This is a genomic window from uncultured Roseivirga sp. (assembly GCF_963973945.1).
Lineage (GTDB): Bacteria > Bacteroidota > Bacteroidia > Cytophagales > Cyclobacteriaceae > Roseivirga.
Window position 1 is genome coordinate 75,053 of sequence record NZ_CAXBBV010000012.1, and the last position, 16,013, is coordinate 91,065.

General features: G+C 38.6%; 13 protein-coding genes and 1 tRNA gene. 7 read left to right on the forward strand and 7 right to left on the reverse strand.

What is annotated here, in order from left to right; translation table 11 throughout:
- Positions 1 to 53: 53 nt before the first annotated feature.
- Genes AAC026_RS16680 through AAC026_RS16695 form a run of 4 tightly spaced genes read right to left on the reverse strand, consistent with a single transcriptional unit; the run spans position 54 to position 5,161 of the window.
- Entirely contained in the window at positions 54 to 1,016 is a 963-nt protein-coding gene (locus tag AAC026_RS16680) for a FecR domain-containing protein (protein ID WP_339700419.1), read from the reverse strand.
- 52 nt (positions 1,017 to 1,068) lie between these two features.
- A complete protein-coding gene (locus tag AAC026_RS16685; protein WP_339700422.1) occupies positions 1,069 to 3,747 on the reverse strand; it encodes a TonB-dependent receptor in 2,679 nt (892 codons plus the stop codon).
- 3 nt (positions 3,748 to 3,750) lie between these two features.
- On the reverse strand, positions 3,751 to 4,656 hold the full coding sequence (locus AAC026_RS16690; protein WP_339700425.1) for a FecR domain-containing protein: 906 nt from the start codon (positions 4,654 to 4,656) through the stop codon (positions 3,751 to 3,753).
- A gap of 13 nt (positions 4,657 to 4,669) precedes the next feature.
- Positions 4,670 to 5,161: an RNA polymerase sigma-70 factor gene (locus tag AAC026_RS16695; RefSeq protein ID WP_339700428.1), complete on the reverse strand. Its 492-nt coding sequence runs from the start codon at positions 5,159 to 5,161 to the stop codon at positions 4,670 to 4,672.
- Between the two features lie 163 nt (positions 5,162 to 5,324).
- On the opposite strand from AAC026_RS16695, the gene AAC026_RS16700 reads away from it, so the two are divergent.
- A tRNA-Val gene (locus tag AAC026_RS16700) sits at positions 5,325 to 5,399 on the forward strand.
- A gap of 38 nt (positions 5,400 to 5,437) precedes the next feature.
- Positions 5,438 to 5,659 (forward strand): GIY-YIG nuclease family protein, encoded by a 222-nt coding sequence (locus AAC026_RS16705; protein WP_339700431.1) that lies wholly within the window; start codon positions 5,438 to 5,440, stop codon positions 5,657 to 5,659.
- 173 nt (positions 5,660 to 5,832) lie between these two features.
- Here the strand turns inward: AAC026_RS16705 and AAC026_RS16710 are convergent, their stop codons facing one another.
- Positions 5,833 to 7,311 (reverse strand): M28 family peptidase, encoded by a 1,479-nt coding sequence (locus AAC026_RS16710; RefSeq protein ID WP_339607914.1) that lies wholly within the window; start codon positions 7,309 to 7,311, stop codon positions 5,833 to 5,835.
- A gap of 188 nt (positions 7,312 to 7,499) precedes the next feature.
- Here AAC026_RS16710 and gcvP point away from each other — a divergent pair, with 188 nt between their 5' ends.
- Positions 7,500 to 10,403: an aminomethyl-transferring glycine dehydrogenase gene (gene gcvP, locus AAC026_RS16715; protein WP_339700434.1), complete on the forward strand. Its 2,904-nt coding sequence runs from the start codon at positions 7,500 to 7,502 to the stop codon at positions 10,401 to 10,403.
- 58 nt (positions 10,404 to 10,461) lie between these two features.
- Here the strand turns inward: gcvP and AAC026_RS16720 are convergent, their stop codons facing one another.
- Entirely contained in the window at positions 10,462 to 11,052 is a 591-nt protein-coding gene (locus tag AAC026_RS16720; RefSeq protein ID WP_339700437.1) for a hypothetical protein, read from the reverse strand.
- Entirely contained in the window at positions 11,049 to 11,390 is a 342-nt protein-coding gene (locus AAC026_RS16725; protein ID WP_053223653.1) for a PadR family transcriptional regulator, read from the reverse strand. The genes AAC026_RS16720 and AAC026_RS16725 overlap by 4 nt, the downstream gene beginning before the upstream one ends.
- Positions 11,391 to 11,585: 195 nt before the next feature.
- On the opposite strand from AAC026_RS16725, the gene AAC026_RS16730 reads away from it, so the two are divergent.
- The 4 genes from AAC026_RS16730 (at position 11,586) to AAC026_RS16745 (ending at position 16,008) form a co-directional block, all read left to right on the forward strand.
- Positions 11,586 to 13,595: a BatA domain-containing protein gene (locus AAC026_RS16730; RefSeq protein WP_339700440.1), complete on the forward strand. Its 2,010-nt coding sequence runs from the start codon at positions 11,586 to 11,588 to the stop codon at positions 13,593 to 13,595.
- Between the two features lies 1 nt (position 13,596).
- Positions 13,597 to 14,853 (forward strand): dihydroorotase, encoded by a 1,257-nt coding sequence (locus AAC026_RS16735; protein WP_339700442.1) that lies wholly within the window; start codon positions 13,597 to 13,599, stop codon positions 14,851 to 14,853.
- Positions 14,846 to 15,379: a DUF4199 domain-containing protein gene (locus AAC026_RS16740; protein WP_339700445.1), complete on the forward strand. Its 534-nt coding sequence runs from the start codon at positions 14,846 to 14,848 to the stop codon at positions 15,377 to 15,379. The genes AAC026_RS16735 and AAC026_RS16740 overlap by 8 nt, the downstream gene beginning before the upstream one ends.
- A 119-nt stretch (positions 15,380 to 15,498) precedes the next feature.
- Complete coding sequence (locus AAC026_RS16745) at positions 15,499 to 16,008, forward strand: DUF4199 domain-containing protein (RefSeq protein WP_339607908.1); 510 nt, start codon at positions 15,499 to 15,501, stop codon at positions 16,006 to 16,008.
- Positions 16,009 to 16,013 lie beyond the last annotated feature (5 nt).

Genomic DNA, 16,013 nt, shown 5'->3' on the forward strand with positions numbered 1-16,013 from the left:
AAATAGCTTAACCATCTAATACTGCCACTATGTTAACATTCAACGTTTAAACACTAAGGTGTCTGAACGTTTCTACTCATTATCTTCACTTTCTTTTCTTCAATTTTGTAGGTAAGTCCCATAGGGTTACAAACCAATTGAAGAGCTTCATTTAAGTTTTTATTATTGAAATAGCCTGTATAAGTTCTGTCTTGAAGTGCATTTGCATCTACATCAAACTTAATATCATACTGTCTTTCTAACTCTTCAAATACATTCTTGAGTAGTATACTTTCAAAGTAGAAATCCCCCATTCTCCAGTTACCAATGTAAGAAAGAGGAATAGTTAAAACTTCTTCTATCTGACCTTCTTTGGCTGTTAATTTCGAGCCTGGTGTAATTATTTCAAATTTGCCGCTAGGCTTAATAGTTACTTTTACTTCCCCTGTTTTACAGGTTACTTCAAGAATATTATTTCTTTCTTTTACATTAAAGCTTGTGCCCAGTACGGCTACATTGCCTAGCTGAGTTTCAACAGTAAAGTCACTTCCTTTTTTCACTTCGAAAAAGGCTTCCCCACTTAACTCTAGAGTTCGTTCCTGTTGCCATTGCCTTTCCGAGAATGAAATTTTTGAGCCCGCGTTCAAATAAACAATTGAACTATCGGGCAGGTAAACGGTTTGCACCTCCGCAAGAGAGGTTGCTATAATTGTTTGATTGGTACTTGTTGATGACTGTTTGAAAATGAAAAACGCACCTATAGCTAAGATTAAAGAAGCCGCAATGCCCACCCAATACGATCTGTATAATGGAACAACTTTTTTCGACTTCTTCGCAGTAATCTTTTTTTCTAACTCAGCCCAAGCTTGAGCTTTAGTGTTATTGCTAGGTACATCAAAACCACCAGTTTTACTCAACGACTTGAGTAAAAGCGAGTCTGAAACATTTAAATGAGCTTTCTGAAGAAATTCCTCGGAAGAAATTTCACCATTCAGCCATTTAGACTCATGTTGATTGGTGTTTTGGTTTTGGTGCATTTGGTGTTATTACACACGTAAAGACACATACCCTACCTTAAGGTCTAGAAAATTAAAAGAAAAGATTAAGGAATATTGAGGGGGTGAAATCGAGCAGCACGATGTCGCGATACAATTGGGTTGGTTCTTCCCCATTATCAATTGCACGCTCAATTGCATTAATGTTCAATCTTCGGCTCTGGATGTTACGATGGTTGTATACATTAAAAATAGAAATACCGAACTCTCCTCTTACTTCTTCATTTTCAAATTTTAATGCTGCAGAAATGTCTAGTCTATGGTAGGTGGGCAGTCGCTCTACCGTTTTATTTAGGTTAAGAATCTCATAATTAACCACAGTGCCACTGTTATCTCGAATAAAATTAAGTTCAGGTTTAAAGAAGGGTTTTCCACTTCCGTATAGGAATGTGGCCGAAACATTAAATTTCTTAAACTCTAAAACGTGAACAAATTTTGCCTCATTCCGCTGATCTAATCTGGATGGAAGACGTTGACCACCGTTGATTTGAGAATAGATGCTACTTGATTTACTGTGGGTATATGACAGCCAACCATGGTATGGGCCGATTTTTTTCTGAATCAATACATCAACTCCACGTATTTTATCTTCACCTGCTGATTCCGCTACTAACGGCTGTGTATCATTAGGCATCCCAGGGTTTACTACGTGAGAAACCGTAAGCTCTACCAAGCCAGAAACGTCTTTACGATAATATTCCATATCTATCATAAAGCCATTTTTTGAATAGTTGAATCCACCAATTAGGTGCTCAGAACTCAACGCACCAAATAGGGTATTACATGCTAAATTCCATCCGTCTTGAAGGTTAGAGCGAGGGTCGTCATATAGCACCTGCCTAGCCAATTGATAATATTGACCATTCGATAGTTTGAGTTTTAATGAAGGGGTGAGTTGGTAGCTCATACCCAATCGTCTGCCGAAATAGTTTTTATTGGTAAGGCCTGTAGTATTATGCCTGAAGCCAACATTTAGTCGAAGTTTTTTAGTAACCCTGAATTCATCGGAGGCATAAAATGCAAGAATACTTCCCGACTGTTTCCGATCTTCCATAGGTAGCTGTACTTGCCCATCAATGGTTACATCATTAATTGCAGTAATAGAGGATAGATTGAGTCCAAAATCAATATTGTGTCTCTCTTTTAGTTTTAATTCATTCTTGTAATTGATTTGTAAATCAGCTACTTCGTTAAGGCGGTTTGCACTGTAATCTCTGGTGATTTGACCGTTTTCATCTCGGTCTTCACTATGGAAAAGGTAATCGAAATTATGGCCAGAATAAGCCAGTTGAAAGCTTGAGTAATAGTTTTTGTTCCAATTGCGTGACCAAATTGCACCCACCCCAAGGTTTCCCCACTGGGCGTTCTCTTCAGTGTTTTCCGTCATGAATGTGTTGCCAGAATTTGTGATTTGATCAAAATCAGTGTCCAGCTCATCCCTTCCCCAATACATAGAGAAACTAGCGATATCTCTACTTGATATGTTATAAGTAGATTTTAAGTTGAAATCATAAAAATGGAAATTGGGTCTTAGAGAATTGCCACTCGCTTGATCGTTCAACTGATTTGAACCCTCTCTGTAGTTTTTGTAAAGCTTCTTGAATAAGCTGCTTCTAATAATATCGGTATAGGCCCTGCGAGTACTGAAATGAATAGCTCCTTTACCTTCGTTCAATGGAGCGTTTACACTCATTCTAGCGCTTAGTAAATTTATTCCAAAAGAGTATTCTGGTTTATTGAAGTTTCCTGATTTGCCTGTTATATCTACTACGCCAGAAATTCTACCACCATACTTAGGTCCAAAACCGCCTTTGTATACCTGAATATCTCGTACGGCATCTGGGTTAATGGCACTGAATACTCCGAAAAAATGATCGAGACGATAAATTGTGAAACCATCTAAGAGAACAAGGTTTTGGCTGGAAGGACTATTTCTGATACTAAGTGCAGAAGATGTTTCGTCTGTTCCGCTAATTCCTGGTAGTAATTGGAGTGATCTAAAAATGTCTAATTCTCCTAAACTAGGTAATGAAGTTAGACTATTTGGGTCAATGGAGATTTGGCTAATTTCTTCTCCATACTGAATTGTGTTGTCAGTTCTAAGATCCACCACAGTAAATTCGGATAAATCTACCGTGTTTTCTGCCATAGAAATACGAATGGTCTTTTTGGATTTGTTTGGATCTAGCTTTACCGTGCTTTTTTTGTAGCCTAAATAAGTTACCTCAAGTGTAGATGTATCTGTGGGTACCTGACTTAAAGAAAATATACCGTCTTTGTTTGATATCGTACCTTTGTTTTCTCCAGCAACCCTGATTAAGGCATTAGGAAGCATCTCTCCGGTTTGGGCATCTAGTACAATTCCAAAAACAGTAAGATCAAATAGGCTTGGGGTTTTAAGGTCAATATCGACTTGGCCGGGGGTAAGAATTATTTTACCATTTAACACTTGGTAGTCAATTCCCTTGGAAGGTAATATCTCATCTAAAAAGGCAGTAATTGATTTATCGTTGTAGCTGCCGTTTATTGTTATTCCAGTAACTAAGGCATCGTCATAGGCTATTTTAACATCATACTTATTTTTCAATATGCGTATAACCTTCGATAGCGAGGTGTTATTAAAGTTTTCAGAGATAGAAATATTAGGAAGCTCTTGCGAGTATAGCAAGCTACTAATGAGTAAAGTGAAGAGAAGGCAGATTAGTTTTCGCACTACTTATTGTACCGTTACCTCTTTATTATTGATTTTAAAATCTAAGCCCATAGGTATGAAAACCAATTGTAAGGCCTCTTTTAGATTGGTTCGGCTAAAGAATCCACTATAATACCTTTCTGTAATATCTGCTTTCATATTTATTTCAATATTGAACTGACGCTCCATTTCTTCGATAACATTTTTTAGAGGTGCGGTGTCAAAGTAGAAGTCGCCTGTTCTCCAAGCTGCTGTTTTGTCAAGATTAAAATCGCTTAGAACTAGTTTGTTTTCCTTAAGCATTACTTTTTGCCCTGGTCTAAGTTCAACTTGCTGATTTTTTGAAGTAACTAATACGAGGCCAGTGGAGCATTCTACGCTAAAATCTTTTCCTCGAGAGAATACATTAAAGCTTGTGCCCAGTACTTGAACAGTGCCATTATTGGTTTCTACAATAAACTCTGCTCCTTTTGTTACCTGGAAGAAGGCTTCTCCGTCAAGTTTGACAATTCTTTTATTATACCAAGTTTGAGAATTATAAGAAGAAGTAGATGATGAGTTAAGCGTAACACTAGACCCTGAAGGTAAAACTATGTTTTCAACCATACCGAGCTCAGCTCTGTTTCTAACAATCTCATCATGCCCTAATGGGTTGTAAATTGTAAGATAGGCGGCTATAAGCATTGCAGCAATTCCAGAAACCCAAGCTACCCATTGACCCACTCTTTCTTTTTGAGAAATCAGTATGCGACTATTATCTTCTTTTTGCTCTTCAATTTTGCTCAATAGCTCATCCCAAGCCTGATTTTCAGACTTTCCTACAGGCACAGCAAGATTTGAAGAAAGGGCAATGGCCTTTTCTAATTCTTCGTGTTCATGGTCAAATGCTTTGGTGTAAAACCAATCCTCAATAGGGTCGTTGTGCTTCACTTATTCAATATAGTTAAATTTTGTGATTCACTTTATCTCGAAGAAAAGATAGTGCTCCATGCATTCGCTTTTCAACTGCTTTAACACTCAATTCTAATCGGTCGGCAATTTCTTTGTAGGTTAATTCGTCAATTCGGTTCATTAAAAAAACATCACGTTGCTTTTCAGGCATAGACGCAATTATGTTTTCGAGTTGCTCTTTAAACTCTTTTTCTTCTAAGGCGTACTGGGGGGACTGCTCATTAAACTGGTCTTTGTTTTTCTCCGCAAATGTAAAAACCACTTTATCGTGGCGGAATTTGTTGAGCAACATGTTGCTAGCAATGGTATAGAGATAGCTTTTTACCGTTTCTTGATTTATCTCCTCTCGCTTGTCCCAGAGTTTCATGAAGACGTCTTGAGTCAAGTCTTCAGCCAAATCAACATCTCCCGATTTATAATAAAGGAAGTTCTTGATAGGAGTGTAATAGAGGTCGAATATTTGTTTGAACTCTACAAGCGTCATTTTAGGAGCATTCTGATTTAAGACCCGTGCGAAGTTAATCAAAATATGTGTTTTAAGGTGTTTAAGCTGCTTTTTTGATAGGGTGAAAAATAAATCAATTTTATTTCGCCCTACTATTTGCAATAATGAAAACCAGTATTACCTTTGCATTCCCAATCAGGAAGGGCGCTTAGCTCAGTTGGTTCAGAGCACCTCGTTTACACCGAGGGGGTCGGGGGTTCGAATCCCTCAGCGCCCACAAAAGACAGTCAGGAATGGCTGTCTTTTTTTGTGCTTATGCATTTTGTTTACATTCTATATACTCCGTCAAAAGATCGCTATTATGTAGGCGAAAGCGCTTTTGTGTCAGGTCGTTTGGATCAACACAACGAAGGGCTTTACAAAGGTGCTGCTACAAAGCTCGCATCAGACTGGGAGTTATTTTTGGAAATTGAATGCTCCGATCGAAGTCAGGCCTTGAAGATTGAACGCTTCATTAAAAAACAGAAAAGAACGTAACTGGATTCTTGTCTAGCTTCATTTTGATTGTACTCCAAAATAGTTCGCGTGTTAATGATCTCCTGTTTGGCTCTTAAATAGAAAAGCCTGTGAAGATATTCTTCACAGGCTTTTCTTAGTTTATTCAGGTCGGCCTAATGAATAAGGCAGACAATTTGAAAGTTGATCAATGATTAACGATCGTAAGTCATGTCATCTGTTCTATCAACAGGAACTCTTTGGTCACGGTTAGCAAGAATCCAAGCGGTATAGAATACCAACTGACCTCTTTGAGCCATTACATCAAATTCGATTTTGTCAACTGTATCAGTTGGTCTGTGGTAATCTGCATGAACTCCGTTAAAATAGAAAATGATCGGAATACCTTTTTTAGCAAAGTTGTAGTGATCTGATCTGTAGTAGAAACGGTTAGTGTCAGCTGGATCGTCAAATCTATAATCTAAGTTAAGGCCAGTGTAAGTAATGTTAGCATACTCAGAAATTACTTTTAGATGGCTAGAAAGTTTTTCAGAACCAATTGCATAAACGTAATTTCTATCGTTTTCATGCTCAGGGTCTACACGGCCAATCATATCAATGTTTAAGTTTGTAACCGTATTCTCAAGAGGGAAAATTGGGTTGTCAGCATAATAAGCTGATCCTAAAAGACCTTTTTCTTCACCAGTTACATTTAAGAAAAGAATACTTCTGCGTGGTCTGTTTCCTTCTTTGGCAGCCTGAGCAAAAGCTTCAGCAAGTTCCATTACACCAGTGGTTCCACTACCGTCATCATCAGCGCCATTATTGATTACTGTGCCATCTTCATTTTGACCAATGTGGTCGTAGTGAGAAGAAATCACAATGATTTCATCTTTAAGGTCAGTTCCTTCTAAGAAGGCAGCCATGTTTTCTGTAGAGATTTCAGCAAGTTTTTCTTTTACTTGAAAGCTTACGCTTTTCTCTTTGATTGAAGAAGGAGAAGTTGCAGCGGCATCTAGCTTAGCAGTAGTTGTACCTAATAAATCAGCAGCCATTTCCTTAGTAATGTTGAAAACAATACTTTCATTACCAGTGTTTTCTTTGTCCCAACGAAGTCTTCCTTTCATTCTGAAAGCAGCCTGACGAGGTAATGTTTGCATAAATTGCTCATCGTTAGCACTGGCTACAAAAATAGCTTTTACACCAGCTTCGATTAAGCTTCTTTGAACTTCTCTTGAGCTTCCTGTTACAATAACACCTTTGTCTTTAATGTCCATTCCAGAAATGGCAGAACCATCACCAATATAGACAGTAGGTAGTTTAATCTCTTTATCCATGTTGGCATTCCCAGAGAAAATGAAGTCTTTACCATTCATTTTCTTTTTGCCCTTTACTTTTAAGTAAACGTCAGACCAATCTGACTGGTACATGCTGAATTTTTGACGGTAGGTGCCATTTACAGGCCCTGTTAAACCAATTTTTTTGTAGAAATCTTCTAAGAATTTTGAAGCCAATTTCTGACCCTCTGTACCTGTTTCTCTACCCATAAATTCATCAGAAGCCAAAACGCTAAGCTTCGCCTTCATGTCTTGTGGAGTGATTGTATTCCCGTACTTCATGGCTGTTTTATCTTGAGCCATTAAGCCTTGTGAAAACAAACAAACCACCACCGAAAGTGTTAATAATCTCCTCATTGGAATGTATTGTTTAATGTTGCAGTTTTATTAATTCACCAAAGCTAAAAAAATATTTAAAAGTACGGCTTAACTGTTACTCAAATGGTATTCTTTTTTAGCCGCCAACTAAGGATTTTCACACATAGTCTCTTACATTTGTGCTTCTTTTCAAAAGCGAGATTTTACACCTTATTGGAATACTGGATATGACTAAGATTGATTTAAGGAAAACCCAAAAATTTGAAGATCGACATAATGGTCCTGATCAACATGATGTGGCAGAAATGCTTAAGGTAATTGGATTACCAAGTGTTGAAGCTTTGATTGATGAAACAGTACCTGCGGGAATAAGAATGAAGGAATCATTGAACCTTCCTCTTCCTAAATCGGAGTTCCAATTTTTGAAAGATTTGAGGCAAATTGCAAGTCACAATCAATTGTTCAAATCATACATTGGAATGGGTTATTATGATACCATTGTTCCAGGTGTAATTCAGAGAAATGTACTCGAAAACCCAGGATGGTATACTGCCTATACTCCATATCAAGCAGAAATTGCGCAAGGTAGACTAGAGGCCTTGATCAACTTCCAGACGATGGTGATGGACCTTACAGGAATGGCAATTGCAAATGCTTCATTACTAGATGAAGCAACAGCTGCTGCCGAAGCCATGTTCATGTTTTCTGGGTTGAAGAAGAAGGAAAAGAAAAATGCGAATACTTTCTTTGTTGACGAAAATACTTTCCCGCAAACCATAGATCTTTTAAAAACACGTTCGATTCCTGTAGGGATCAATTTGGTGATTGGTAAGATCGAAGAGCTTGATTTAACCAACGAAGACTTATACGGTGTTCTTTACCAATATCCAGCAGGTGACGGTAGCGTTAGAGATTTCAGGTCTTTTATAGCAACTGCCCAAGCTAATAATGTATTTGTTACTGCTGCTGCAGACTTGATGTCTTTAGCACTTCTTACTCCTCCGGGAGAAATGGGAGCTGATGCAGTGGTGGGTACTACTCAGAGATTTGGTGTGCCAATGGGTTATGGTGGGCCACATGCAGCTTACTTTGCCACTAAAGACGAATATAAACGTCAGATTCCGGGTAGAATTATTGGAGTTTCTATCGATAGCCAAGGCAACAAGGCTTATAGAATGGCGCTTCAAACTCGTGAGCAGCATATTAGAAGAGAGAAAGCAACGTCTAACATCTGTACCGCTCAGGTTTTACTTGGGGTAATGGCCGGAATGTACGGTGTTTACCATGGTTCTAAAGGCATTAAACATATTGCCCTTAAAATTCATGGCTTCGCGAAGCTATTAGATAAAGGTTTGAATTCTTTAGAGTTCAAGCAATTGAATGAAGTGTATTTCGACACTTTAAGAATTGAAGCAGAATCTTCTGTTTCGGATAAAATCAGAACCATTGCCGAAGTTAACGAAATCAACTTCAGGTATTTCGAAAATGGAGACATTGGTATTTCTGTAGATGAAACTACAAGAGTAGACGATATTCAGTTGATCCTCGATGTATTTGCAGAGGCAAGCGGTCAGGTAGTTAAGTTTGATTTGGATGCTGAGGCAGCCAACTTGGAAGTTGAACTTCCTAAAGAATTAGATCGAACTTCTGATTTCATGACACATCCAGTGTTTAATCAGTATCATTCTGAGCACGAAATGCTTAGGTATATTAAAAAACTTGAGAACAAAGATTTGTCATTGGTGCATTCCATGATTTCTCTCGGTTCTTGTACAATGAAATTGAATGCTACAGCCGAAATGGTACCAGTAACTTGGCCAGAATTTGGTGGTATTCACCCTTTTGCTCCTTTAGACCAAACTAAAGGATACCAAATGCTCTTCAACGATTTAGTGGATTGGCTATCTGAAATCACTGGTTTTGACGATGTTTCTTTGCAGCCAAACTCTGGTGCGCAAGGAGAGTACGCTGGCCTTATGGTGATTAGAGCTTACCACGAGAGCAGAGGTGATATGCAGCGTAATGTGGCCATTATCCCTACTTCGGCACATGGTACCAACCCAGCATCTGCGGTGATGGCGGGTATGAAAGTAGTATTGGTAGCTTGCGATGAGCGTGGAAACATTGATGTAGAAGACCTTAAACTAAAGGTAGAACAAAACAGCAACGAGCTTTCTTGCTTAATGGTAACTTACCCTTCAACCCACGGTGTGTTTGAAGAAAGTATCAAAGACATTTGTCAGATAATCCATGACAATGGCGGACAGGTTTATATGGATGGTGCCAATATGAATGCTCAGGTAGGTTTAACCAGCCCTGGCCTTATTGGTGCAGATGTTTGTCATTTAAACTTGCATAAGACCTTCTGTATTCCTCATGGTGGTGGTGGGCCTGGTATGGGGCCAATCGGAGTAAGATCACATCTTGCACCGTTCTTGCCGGGTAGTCCAGTTGTAGAAAGTGGTGGAGAACATGCAATTACTGCGGTTTCTGCAGCACCTTGGGGTAGCGCTAGTATTTTGACAATCTCTTACGCTTACATTGCTATGATGGGTGCAGAGGGGTTAACAAATGCTACTAAGTTGGCTATTCTGAATGCCAACTATATTAAGACAATTCTTGAAAAGGAGTTTAAGATTTTATACGCTGGTTCTAAAGGACGTTGCGCACACGAAATGATTGTGGATTGCCGTGACTTTAAAGCCAGTAAAATTGAAGTAGGCGATATTGCTAAGCGTTTGATGGATTATGGTTTCCATGCGCCAACGGTATCTTTCCCAGTAGCGGGTACTTTAATGATCGAGCCAACAGAGTCTGAATCGAAAGTAGAACTAGATCGTTTCTGTGAAGCCATGTTGAGCATTCGTCAGGAAATCAGAGAAGTAATGGACGGAATTGCTGATGAGAGTGATAACGTTCTTATCAACTCACCACATACTCAAGCCATGGTGTTAGAAGGTCAGTGGGAAAGACCTTACTCACGTGAAAAAGCAGTTTATCCTGCTGAATATGTGAAAGAAGCCAAGTTCTGGCCGACTGTAGCTCGTATTGATTCTGCCTATGGTGATAGAAACTTGATGTGTAGCTGTATTCCCGTTTCCGATTACGCTCCAGAAGAAGCTGAGGTATAAACCAGCTTTGACTTAAAATACAAACGCCTCGTTACTGAAAAGTAGCGAGGCGTTTTTTTTATGCTTGCTGAAGTGATTGATCGCTTCGTTGATACTTGCTGTAGAATTGATAGGGTAAGTACAATGCTGCGAATAGTGCGAAAGAAATTATTAGGAAGGTTTCAGCGTATTCGAATTTCTCTGATGATGCTACTAAATTTTCCCTGTAAAATTGGTTCGTTATTTCGCTTAATTTTTTTCGGTTAACCTCATCTTCATTTTGATTTAAAAGGTAGTGCTCAACTTGCATCGCTTCCACTTTAAGTTGAGAACGTTTAGAACCAAGCAATGACTGACTGAAAAAAAGGATAGATAAACAGAGACATACAGCACTTGCGTAGCCTCCAATAAATGCGAGTTTTTTGATCATGGTGTTATATTTTTTGGTGGTTAAAAATTTTAAGTCGTTTTCAATTTGAATGGCGTAATCAGGCATTACTTTTTCCTTGGCAGTTGAGAAAGCAGAGGTAAAGTCTATTCGTCCATGTTCTATAAGTAATTCTACTTCGCAAGAAAGGTGGTCTACTAAATCATCGATTAGCTCGGTATTCGTAAAGCCTTGCTGGAGCAAATAGCTTCTGATTTGCTGTGTTTGGCCAGCATTAATCATGATACAGCTGGTTTTTGTTTTCCAAAAAGTAAGGATAGTGTAGACTGAAAGTCAGATAACTCTTGCATGGTGGGAGCCACTAATCCTGTTCCCTTCTTTGTGAGTGAGTAATACTTTCTGGTTCTATTGCCTACTAATACCGATTCAGTAGTAAGGAAACCTTCCTTCGTTAATGCATGAAGCGTAGGGTAGAGCGAACCTTCTTTAATTAAGATTCTGCCCTCCGTTTTCTCTTTTACCTTTTGCACAATCTCATAACCATACATTCTTTCTTCTTCAGAAAGCAGCTTTAGAATAATGGGTTTGAGTATACCTTTTAATAATTCTCGTGAATACATAGAACAATAATACATCATATTATGATGTATTCAAAAAATCTCTAATAATTTTTCGGAAGAGGGTAGCTATACTGACTAAACGAGCCTCCAATCCTTGTATATTAGCGACCATTCGAATAAATTTTGAGCAGAACTACATATTCAAATCAATTTTTACGTAGTTATGTTTTTGAAGCTTAGAATAACAAACCCGCTTTGACGATATACACCGCTTTAACATTTGCCAATCCAGCAGTACTGTGGGGACTTTTAGCGTTGGCTATCCCCGTAATCATTCATCTCTTCAATTTCAGAAGGGTGAAACGCGTGCAGTTTTCTAATATCGCCTTGCTGAAAAAGGTGAAGGAAGAAAGCTCTTCTAAACGTAAACCAGTAGAGCTGCTGATTTTACTTTCAAGGCTCTTGTTTCTTGCCTTCTTAATTCTTGCCTTCGCGCAGCCTATTTTCAAGGACAACGCCAATGATCAGGAATTGTCTGATGAAGTGCTGATCTATCTCGATAACTCATTGAGCATGGATATGCCAGTAAGCTCGCAGCAAAGTGCATTCGATCGAGCTTACTCTTTGTCCACAGGTGTGGTGGACGCTTATCCTGAATCAGCCAAGTTTAAATTTCTCGAAAACGGTTATGGCAATTCCTTAAACACCAGTTATACGGCTTCTACTATTAAAGATAGGTTTACAGAATTAGAATTATCTGGAGTTGGGAGAAGCATGGATGAGATTCAGTCGCGAATTGCAGCCAGTGGTTTTCGTGGAGATGTATATCTGATTTCGGATTTCCAGAAGAGCAGGGAAAATGAACTAGGGAACATTGCTAGCGACAGTCTCCGTAACTACTATTTAATGCCAATTGAAGGCGAGAATAACAGCAACCTTTATTTTGATACTGCCTATTTAGAAAATAGTTTTCTGCTTGGCGCCATGAAAAACAACCTTAAAGTAGTGTTGAAAAATGAAGGTGCCGAAGATTTTGAAGATGTGAATGTTAGGTTGTTTTTTGACGACCAACTGTCCAGTACCGCTTTGGTGAATGTACCTGCCAATGGAATTAAAGAACATATTTTCGAGGTAGATCAATCCGCCACTGGCCTCAATAAAGCAAAGGTCACCCTTGACGACTCCAAAGTTCTATTCGACAACGAATACTTTTTAACCCTGAATAATATTGAAAGGGTGATTGTGCATGAAGTGAAGGGGCCTGGCTCTAATGACTTCATAGAACAGCTTTATGCAGATAATGAGTTGTTCAATTATCAGGCTTTCAACGCCAATAACATTGACAATAATGAATTACTGCAAAGTGATATTATTATTCTGAATCAACTTTCAGACTTCTCAAATCAATTAATTTCGGCACTAAAAACCTTCCTAGAAAAGAATGGAACGGTATTGATTATTCCATCTGCCGAAAGCAACTTTCAGACTTTCTCTCAATTGGGACTTACCATAAGGTTTGACTCTGATGAACGTTTGGGCTTGGGGCAACCTAATTTCCAAAACCCATTTTTTGATGGTGTTTTCGAAAACACAAAAGAGGCCATCGCCATGCCAGAAGCATCCATCACCTATCGATTGATCAATAGTGAATTGGGTGTGTTGAATTTTAAGAATGGTAGAGAATTTCTTTCTAAGGCAGAATTGCCTTTAGGAAACGCCTATGTTTTTTCAAGTGACTTCAGTGCAGAGGCTACAAGCTTTCCGAGCCATTCTCTTTTTGTGCCCGTCATGTATAAATTGGCTTTGGGCAGTAAAGTCAATCTTTCCAAGCTCTATTATCTAACAGACGAGCAAACCATGGTCTATCCTCTAGAAGAAAGTTTAACGGCAAACGACATTGTAACTTTATCGGATGGAGAGAATAAGATTACACCTGACCAACGGATTTCGGGAAAAAGTTTAATTATGGAAATCCCTAAGGATGAACTAAAAGCTGGTCATTACAACATCTTGAAGGGAGAAACGGAATTGGGTACCATTGCTTTCAATCAATCAAAAGCAGAATCCTCGGTAGATCGCCATTCTATTGACGAATTAGAAACCATAGCACAGGCCAAAAACATCAATCTAATCCAGGCAGAAGATGGGATAGAAGTAAATCGCGAATTGACAGCTGGAATTAAGGGAATCAACCTTTGGAAATATGCTTTAATGCTTGGGCTTCTTTTTCTTTTTGCGGAAGTAATTTTAATCCGATATTTGTGATATGGAAATTTTAATCCGTGCTGCCAAGGTAATCGATCCTTCCTCTCCGCATCATAATTCGACCAAAGACATCCTTATTCAAGATGGTGTCATTAAAAAAATTGAAAACCAGATTAGCTTTGATGGAACTGTAATTGAACATGAAAACCTGATGGTTTCACCAGGTTGGTTCGATATACGGGCTCATTTTACTGATCCGGGAAAAGAACACAAAGAAGATTTAGAGTCGGGCTCTGCCGCTGCTGCCGCTGGTGGTTTTACCGATGTATTGCTGCTGCCCAACACCGACCCGGTGACTTCTAATAAAAATAGCATTAGCTATTACCTAAAGTGGAACAAGTCTGCCGATGTGAATTTACACCCTGCTGCTGCGGTAACATTGGGTTGTCAAGGCAAAGAGCTTACAGAAATGATCGACTTGCATACTGCTGGTGCAGTTGCTTTTACAGATGGTACTGAACCGATTTGGCATACAGACATTCTTTTAAAAAGCTTACAATACCTCCAAACTTTTGATGGTGTATTGATCAATCGACCAGAAGATAGAATGCTCACCGCTTTTGGAACTATGCACGAAGGCCAAGTAAGTACGGTTTTGGGAATGAAGGGAATGCCTGAATTGGCAGAAGAAGTAATGATTGACAGGGATTTAGAATTGCTAAAATACGCAGGAGGAAAAATCCACTTTAGTTTGATTTCTTCAGCCGGAGCAGTAGAAAGAATAAAAAAGGCCAAGGCCGAAGGCTTAAAAGTAACAGCCGATGTTGGTATTCACCATTTGATTTTTACAGATGAAAGCCTAATGGATTACGATACTAGTTTTAAGGTAAACCCTCCTTTCAGAACTGAAAAAGATAGACTGGCTTTGATCAAAGGTTTGGAAGACGGAACAATAGATGCTATTGTAAGTGATCATCAACCTCACGATCAAGAAAGTAAGCAGTTAGAATTTGATTTGGCCGATTTTGGAATTATTGGACTGCAAACATTTTATCCAGCCTTGCTTAAAGCATTGGGTAAGAGAACGGAAGAATGTATTGAACGGATTACCGCAACGCCAAGAAAAATATTAGGGCTTAAGGAAAACTCTGTTGTAGAAGGAGGAGATTGTTTGACGCTCTTTTCACCCCAAATAACATGGAGTTACAACGGAAAAACAAATAAGTCTAAATCAGTAGCCTCTCCATTCTTCAATCAAGAAATGACAGGGAAAGTAATTGGCATTATCAATAACGGAAGGTTTATTTCTAATGATTAAAGTTAATCCAAAACTTACTCGTTTATCTTTCAAGTATGGTGCCGTAACAGCCTTGTTCGTCATTATCGCTTTTTTAGTGTTTTATTTCATGGGGTTACAACCTTGGCGAAACCTTTTATCCTTCTTGCTGGATATTCTCATTATTGTTGTCTTCCTTTTTTTAGCATTAAAGGATTACAAGGACAATGTAGGTAGAGGAGAGTTTAGGTTCTATCATGGAATGACCATTGGGTTTATAGTATATGTTACAGCTGCTGCAATTTTTGCGCTGTTCTATTTTGTTTTTATCTATTGGGGTAGTCCAGATTTCCTAAACGAATATATTATTACAGCACAAGCAGATTTGGTGAGCAGAAAGGATATGATTGTTACAGCTTTGAGCGAAGAAAGCTATTTAGAGCAATACGAAATGATTTCCAACACCACTCGAGGAGTACTTGTGTTTGATGTTTTCATCAAAAAATTACTCATTGGCTTAGTAGTGACCCCAGTCTTTAGTATTATGTTAAGGTCTAGTCGAGCTTGATATGGTTCGTTAATCCTGAAAATAATTCGCTTAAGTAAATTGAATCATAACATTCATTAAATCTCTTTTACTTCCTAAAAATTATTAATTTCAATCCATCAACCTTAAAATTAGAAATTATGGAAGAACAAGTAACAGGTCGCCAGATAGGTATCAAGTACGGAGTTATCTTCGGTCTTATTAGCACCCTATACACTTTAGCCATGGCCATGGCGCGAATACAGCTGCCTTTTGTGGGTATGTTTATTCAATGGGCTATTGTTATTGGAGTTTTTGTTTTTGCTTGTAAAGAGTACAAGGCAAACAATGGTAACATCATGTCATTCGGAAAGGGCTTTGGACTCATCATGGTGGCATCACTTATTGGTGGTTTAATTCGTTCGGTAGCTAGTTATGTTTACTTTATTGTAGACCCTGCCTATTTAGACTTTATGAAGGAAGCACAGCAAAGTAGCCCTTTTGGTCCTCCGCCAGATCAAGGTAATGCCGCGGGCATGGAGGGAGTAATGTCGTTTGTTACAAGTCCAGAGTTTTTAGCGATTATGTCTTTTGTAATGGCTATTTTCGCAGGGTTAATCTTTGGTTTGATCGTATCTGCCATAATGAAAAACGAAGAAGACGAATTTTAGAAAGA

Excerpts from the sequence above, each read along its gene's own strand:
- AAC026_RS16680 (WP_339700419.1), bottom strand. The coding sequence starts at position 1,016 with ATGCACCAAAACCAAAACACCAATCAACATGAGTCTAAATGGCTGAAT.
- AAC026_RS16695 (WP_339700428.1), bottom strand. The coding sequence starts at position 5,161 with ATGACGCTTGTAGAGTTCAAACAAATATTCGACCTCTATTACACTCCT.
- AAC026_RS16705 (WP_339700431.1), top strand. The coding sequence starts at position 5,438 with ATGCATTTTGTTTACATTCTATATACTCCGTCAAAAGATCGCTATTAT.
- AAC026_RS16710 (WP_339607914.1), bottom strand. The coding sequence starts at position 7,311 with ATGAGGAGATTATTAACACTTTCGGTGGTGGTTTGTTTGTTTTCACAA.
- gcvP (WP_339700434.1), top strand. The coding sequence starts at position 7,500 with ATGACTAAGATTGATTTAAGGAAAACCCAAAAATTTGAAGATCGACAT.
- AAC026_RS16720 (WP_339700437.1), bottom strand. The coding sequence starts at position 11,052 with ATGATTAATGCTGGCCAAACACAGCAAATCAGAAGCTATTTGCTCCAG.
- AAC026_RS16725 (WP_053223653.1), bottom strand. The coding sequence starts at position 11,390 with ATGTATTCACGAGAATTATTAAAAGGTATACTCAAACCCATTATTCTA.
- AAC026_RS16735 (WP_339700442.1), top strand. The coding sequence starts at position 13,597 with ATGGAAATTTTAATCCGTGCTGCCAAGGTAATCGATCCTTCCTCTCCG.
- AAC026_RS16740 (WP_339700445.1), top strand. The coding sequence starts at position 14,846 with ATGATTAAAGTTAATCCAAAACTTACTCGTTTATCTTTCAAGTATGGT.
- AAC026_RS16745 (WP_339607908.1), top strand. The coding sequence starts at position 15,499 with ATGGAAGAACAAGTAACAGGTCGCCAGATAGGTATCAAGTACGGAGTT.